The organism is Eubacterium sp. CAG:161 (assembly GCF_000432355.1).
Taxonomy (GTDB): Bacteria; Bacillota; Clostridia; order Lachnospirales; family Lachnospiraceae; genus Eubacterium_G; species Eubacterium_G segne.
In genome coordinates, this window is record NZ_HF991873.1 from 202601 (window position 1) to 208566 (window position 5966).

The window sequence follows — 5966 nt, forward strand, 5'->3', positions numbered from 1 at the left end:
GCTGTTTCATAGTACCTGCAAGTATTATTTATAAGAAAATCAAAACAAAGAAGGGCGCATTGATAGGCGTATGTGCAGGAACCGTATTTATGGCAGTAGCTGGCGTAGTGCTTAACTACTTCATTATGATACCATTTTATGTAAAAGCCTTTGGAACACCTCTTGATGGAATACTTGCCGCAGGAAAAAGCATTAACCCTTTAGTAGGAAACAAGCTTTCATTTACAATTGTGTGTGTGGCACCATTTAATATTATAAAAGGTGTAATTGACAGTATAATTACATTTTTGCTGTATAAACGCATAAGCACTTTTATTAAAAGCATTGGACACAAATAAATATATAATTTGAAAATAATAAGAATATTGTTTATAATCATATTTGGGTTTATAATATAGCCTTATGATTGTAAACAATATTTTTTTAGGAGCAAATATGATTTATGAGACAATGTCTCCAAAGGAGACTTTTGAATTAGGTAGAAAAATAGGACTCGAAGCAAAAGCTGGGGAGATAATCTGTCTTGACGGAGACTTAGGTGTAGGAAAGACGGTGTTTACCCAGGGATTTGCCAAGGGACTTGGAATTGACGAGGCTGTAAACAGTCCCACATTTACCATTATCCAGGAATATGATGAGGGGCGTCTGCCGTTATATCATTTTGACGTATATAGAATTGGTAATCCTGAAGAAATGTATGAAATAGGTTATGAAGACTATTTTTATGGTCAGGGAGTATGCCTTATAGAATGGGCAAAATTAATAGAGGAATTAATACCTGATGAAGCAAAAATTGTTTTGATTGAAAAAAACCTTGAAAATGGTCTTGATTATAGAAAAATAACTGTAAGTGATTAGGAGAAAAAATGAGGATTTTAGCAATAGACAGTTCATCCATGGTGGCTACCGTAGCCATAACAACAGATGGAATTTTAAACGCAGAATATACCATTAATCATAAGAAAACTCATTCCCAGACACTGTTACCAATGATTGCGGAAATAGTGAAAATGATAGAAATAGATATGGATAGTATAGATGCAGTAGCAATTACAGGTGGTCCGGGTTCATATACAGGCTTAAGGATAGGCAGTGCCACTGCAAAAGGCATAGGGCTTGCCCTTAATAAGCCGATTATAAATGTGCCAACCATGGATGCACTGGCATATAATTTATATTCATCCCAGTATGTAATATGTCCTATAATGGATGCAAGAAGGGGTCAGGTATACACAGGAATATATAAGTTTGAGGAAACAGAAATGAAAACCATTAAACCTCAGTGCATTATGATGATAGATGAGTTGATAAAAGAACTGGATACAATAAAAGAATCGGTTATGTTTTTAGGGGACGGAGTAGATGTTCATAAGCAACTTATAGATGACATAATGGATACTAAACACTATTACGCTCCGGCTTCCATGAACAGACATAAAGCCTCAACGTTAGGCACTATTGCAGAAATATATTACAAAAATGGAAAAACAGAAACAGCTAAGGAGCATAAGCCTGAATATCTCCGTCTATCCCAGGCAGAAAGAGAATTAAAGGCAAAAATGAAAGAGGCAAAAAGTGACAATTGAATCAATGACTGTAGATGACATTGCTCAGGTGGCAGAAATAGAAAGGCAGATTTTTTCTATTCCCTGGTCAGAAAAGGCATTTAGGGATTCTATGGAGAGTGACAATACCATTTATATTGTGGCAAAGGAAAATGACAATGTGGCAGGGTACGCAGGCATGTACTTATCCTTTGAAGAAGGCAATATAACCAATGTTGCAGTAAATCCATTAAGCAGGCGAAAGGGAATTGGAGAGAAGATTGTAAGAGATATCTTAAATAGGGCATATGAAAAAGGTGTCAGGGATGTTTTTCTGGAAGTAAGGGAGACTAACAGTGTTGCCATTGCATTATATGAAAAGATTGGTTTTAAGGAAGAAGGAATAAGAAAAAACTTTTACGATAAACCTAGGGAAAACGCACTTATAATGTGGAAACATAATCTATAAACGGAATAACTTTCCACTATGATTTTTATACACAAAATAATAAAATAATTATGAATTTTAAATCATAGGAGAAAAGAATATGAGAGTGTACAAACAAAATCAGTTAGAATCAGTGTTTTGCAATAAATGTGGAAAGAAAATTAAGGTTCAAAATCACGTTATTGTGGAAGGTGCCTTTGAATTAGAGTATAAGTGGGGATATTTTTCTGATAAAGACGGAAAAAAACATTCCTTTGATTTGTGTGAAAAATGCTATGACGAAATTACAGAAGAGTTCACATATCCTGTTGAAGAAGAGGGGTATACTGAACTGGTATAAAAGGTAAAGGTGAAATAATGTTAGATGTATGTTTGTTAGGTACCGGAGGGATGATGCCATTACCAAGGCGTTATCTTACTTCGCTTATGTGCCGCTACAACGGAAGTAATATTTTAATAGATTGCGGAGAGGGAACCCAGGTTGCCATAAAACAGAAAGGCTGGAGTTTTAAGCCTATAGATGTTTTATGCATAACTCATTACCATGCAGATCACATAAGCGGGCTACCGGGACTTTTACTTACTATGGGCAATGCAGAACGAACAGAACCTCTTCTTATGATTGGGCCAAAAGGGTTGGAAAAGGTGGTTAATTCTCTTAGAATAATAGCACCGGAACTTCCTTTTGATATTGAATTTATAGAATTAACGGAAAACCTTCAGACAATACAAATGGAAGAATACAGGATAAAAGCGTTTAAAGTTAATCATAAGGTCACATGTTACGGATATTCCATAGAAATAGACAGAAGTGGAAAATTTAATCCTGAAAAGGCAAAAAAATTAGGCATTCCTCTTCAAAAGTGGGGAGTGTTGCAAAAAGGTGAAAGTGTAGAAATAAATGGGGGTAAATATACCCCTGATATGGTTATGGGTGAACCTAGAAAAGGCCTTAAAGTTACTTATTCCACAGATACAAGACCGGTTCCTAATATTGTTCAGGCAGCTACCGGAGCAGATTTGTTTATATGTGAAGGTATGTACGGGGAACCGGATAAGGAAGCAAAAGCAAAAGAGTATAAGCATATGACATTTAAGGAAGCTGCAGAAATTGCAAGAGAAGCCAATCCAAAAGAAATGTGGCTTACTCATTATAGTCCGTCTTTAGTGAAACCGGCATTATATATGGATGCAGTAACGGAAATATTTGAAAATGCAAAACCAGGAAAAGATGGGATGTCTGTTGATTTAATATTTGAAGAAGAGTAGAGGTGACAATATTGAAGGATATAAAAATACTTGCAATAGAAAGTTCGTGCGATGAAACAGCAGCTGCTGTGGTTGTAAATGGCAGAGAGGCTTTGTCTAATGTTATATCTTCCCAGATAGATTTGCATACACTATATGGTGGAGTAGTGCCTGAAATAGCCTCCAGAAAGCACATAGAGAATATCAATTATGTTATAGAAAAAGCTTTAAGGGACTCTAAATGTACATTAGATGATATTGACGCTATAGGTGTAACTTACGGCCCCGGACTTGTAGGGGCACTTTTAGTAGGTGTGGCTGAAGCTAAAGCCATTGCTTTTGCTAAAAATATTCCATTAGTGGGAGTGCATCATATTGAGGGACACATTTGTGCAAATTATGTAGACAATAAAGATTTAAAACCACCATTTGTATGTCTTGTAGTATCAGGAGGACATACTCATCTTGTGGTAGTTGAGGATTACGGAAAATATAGGATTTTAGGAAAAACAAGAGATGATGCAGCAGGAGAAGCTTTTGATAAGGTAGCAAGAGCCATAGGCTTAGGATATCCCGGCGGCCCTAAAATTGACAAAGTATCCCAAAATGGAAACCCTCATGCATATGAGTTCCCTAGGGCTAAAATAACAGGAAGTGAGTACGATTTCAGCTTTAGCGGACTAAAGTCGGCTGTTCTTAATCAGATAAATCTTGCAACAATGAAGAAAGAAACAATCAATCAGGCAGACATTGCTGCATCATTTCAAAATTCGGTGGTGGACTCATTAGTTACAAGGGCTATGCACGCATTAGAAGAGACAGGAATGAAGAAGTTTGCCATAGCAGGCGGAGTGGCTTCTAACACAGCAGTCAGAAAAGCCTTTCAGGAAGAATGCAGCAAAAGAAATATTGACTTTTACAGACCATCGCCTGTTTTGTGTACAGATAATGCAGTTATGATTGGCTCAGCTGCATATTATGAATACATAAACGGAACACGTCACGGATGGGATTTGAATGCAATACCTAATCTTAAATTAGGGGAAAGATAAAGTTAGTGGAGGAATTATTATGTCTGGTAAGATTTCTGCTATAGTGTTAGCTGCCGGAAATGGACGGAGAATGAACAGTAAAACCAAAAAGCAATATATAATGATAAAGGGAAAACCGGTTTTGTGGTATTCCCTTTTTGCATTTGAACAAAGTAAAACAGATGAAGTTATATTAGTAACATCTAAAGATGATATTGAATATTGCCAAAATGAAATAGTAGATAAATACAATCTGAAAAAGGTAAAGAAAATCGTAGAGGGAGGAGCCGAAAGATATAATTCCGTGTACAATGGATTAAAAGAGGCGACAGGAGATATAGTTTTGATTCATGATGGGGCAAGACCAATGGTTAATCGAAAAATTATTGAAGAATGTATTGCGGGGGCAGAAAGCTATAAAGCCTGTGTTGCAGCAGTCAGGGTGAAAGATACCATAAAGATAAGTACAAAAGACAATATAATTGACGGTACACCTGACAGAAACACATTATGGAGTATACAAACACCTCAGGCATTTTCTACATCGTTAGTAAAGGAAGCATACGAAAAAATGATGCAGGATCAGGAGAAAAACATAACAGATGATGCCATGGTAGTAGAAGAATATTCTAATTTTAAAGTTAAAATAGTAGAAGGAGATTACAAAAATATAAAAATTACTACTCCGGAAGATATTTATATTGCAGAAATGTTCTTGAAACAGACACAAAATATAGTATAGAAGCTATTAGAAAAGCTTATATGTTGTTCTAACTAATTAAGGAGCAAAAAATAGGCAGAAAAAAATTGAAAAAAGTTTAAAATTGGTGTTGACACTTTGAGAAAATAGTGTTAGTATAATCAAGCACGTCACGAGAGCGTGCAACACGGAGAGGTGTCCGAGTGGTTTATGGTGCCGGTCTTGAAAACCGGTGTGGGTAGTACCACCGTGGGTTCGAATCCCACCTTCTCCGCTACAGAGAAATCTGTAACAACACGTAAGATAAAAGTCAACTGCTTGGAGAAGTACCCAAGTGGCTGAAGGGGCTCCCTTGGAAAGGGAGTAGGTCGTTAATAGCGGCGCGAGGGTTCAAATCCCTCCTTCTCCGTTAACAAATATAACTCCACTATTGGTTAAGTGGAGTTATATTTATCTCTAAAATATGCAATTTTGCAAAATCAAAAAAAGTTTAAAAAACTGTTGACAAACAATAATGCATATGTTAGTATATACGAGTTGTCGCTAAGAAACGACAAACGAACAACAAAGTTTTTAAAAAAAGTTGTTGACAAACAATAAAGTATATGGTAATATATACAAGCTGTCACTGAGATGTGACACAAACGACAAAGTTTTTTAAAAAAAGCTAAAAAAGTTGTTGACAAAGCCAAATAACTATGATATAGTGAGAAACTTCTCAAAAAAGCTTTTTTAAAAAAATTTAAAAAAGTTGTTGACAAACATCAAAACGTATGATATGATATGCAAGCTGTCGCAAGAAAACGACAACGGTCAACAAAAAAACTTTTAAAAATAAAAGAAAAAAGTTGTTGACAAAGCCAAATAACTATGATATAGTAATATGGCTGTCGCGATAGCGACAAACAAAAGGAACATTGATAATTGAACAGCAACCATCCCTGAAAATTCAAATAAATATTTTCAGAGCGAACATTGTTAATTCGAGTAATCGA

At 35.8% G+C, this 5966-nt stretch carries 8 protein-coding genes and 2 tRNA genes; all 10 read left to right on the forward strand.

Annotation, left to right across the window (positions count from 1 at the left end; genetic code table 11):
• Nucleotides 1-338, forward strand: a 338-nt coding sequence (locus Q5O30_RS10095) for an ECF transporter S component (protein ID WP_302674686.1), incomplete at its 5' end; no start/stop codon positions are given.
• A gap of 97 nt (nucleotides 339-435) precedes the next feature.
• A complete protein-coding gene (gene tsaE / locus Q5O30_RS10100) occupies nucleotides 436-858 on the forward strand; it encodes a tRNA (adenosine(37)-N6)-threonylcarbamoyltransferase complex ATPase subunit type 1 TsaE (protein ID WP_021953630.1) in 423 nt (140 codons plus the stop codon).
• An 8-nt stretch (nucleotides 859-866) separates the two neighbouring features.
• A complete protein-coding gene (gene tsaB / locus Q5O30_RS10105; RefSeq protein ID WP_021953631.1) occupies nucleotides 867-1586 on the forward strand; it encodes a tRNA (adenosine(37)-N6)-threonylcarbamoyltransferase complex dimerization subunit type 1 TsaB in 720 nt (239 codons plus the stop codon).
• Nucleotides 1576-2013: a ribosomal protein S18-alanine N-acetyltransferase gene (gene rimI / locus Q5O30_RS10110; RefSeq protein WP_021953632.1), complete on the forward strand. Its 438-nt coding sequence runs from the start codon at nucleotides 1576-1578 to the stop codon at nucleotides 2011-2013. Before tsaB ends, rimI begins: the two co-directional genes overlap by 11 nt.
• A gap of 79 nt (nucleotides 2014-2092) precedes the next feature.
• A complete protein-coding gene (locus tag Q5O30_RS10115; RefSeq protein ID WP_021953633.1) occupies nucleotides 2093-2332 on the forward strand; it encodes a hypothetical protein in 240 nt (79 codons plus the stop codon).
• A gap of 17 nt (nucleotides 2333-2349) precedes the next feature.
• Nucleotides 2350-3261: a ribonuclease Z gene (locus tag Q5O30_RS10120; RefSeq protein ID WP_302624269.1), complete on the forward strand. Its 912-nt coding sequence runs from the start codon at nucleotides 2350-2352 to the stop codon at nucleotides 3259-3261.
• A gap of 11 nt (nucleotides 3262-3272) precedes the next feature.
• Nucleotides 3273-4292 (forward strand): tRNA (adenosine(37)-N6)-threonylcarbamoyltransferase complex transferase subunit TsaD, encoded by a 1020-nt coding sequence (gene tsaD / locus Q5O30_RS10125; RefSeq protein WP_021953635.1) that lies wholly within the window; start codon nucleotides 3273-3275, stop codon nucleotides 4290-4292.
• A gap of 19 nt (nucleotides 4293-4311) precedes the next feature.
• Nucleotides 4312-5013, forward strand: a complete 702-nt coding sequence (ispD, locus tag Q5O30_RS10130) for a 2-C-methyl-D-erythritol 4-phosphate cytidylyltransferase (protein ID WP_021953636.1) — start codon at nucleotides 4312-4314, stop codon at nucleotides 5011-5013.
• A gap of 147 nt (nucleotides 5014-5160) precedes the next feature.
• Nucleotides 5161-5245 (forward strand) — tRNA-Ser (locus Q5O30_RS10135).
• A 46-nt stretch (nucleotides 5246-5291) separates the two neighbouring features.
• A tRNA-Ser gene (locus Q5O30_RS10140) sits at nucleotides 5292-5380 on the forward strand.
• The last annotated feature ends 586 nt before the right edge of the window (nucleotides 5381-5966 follow it).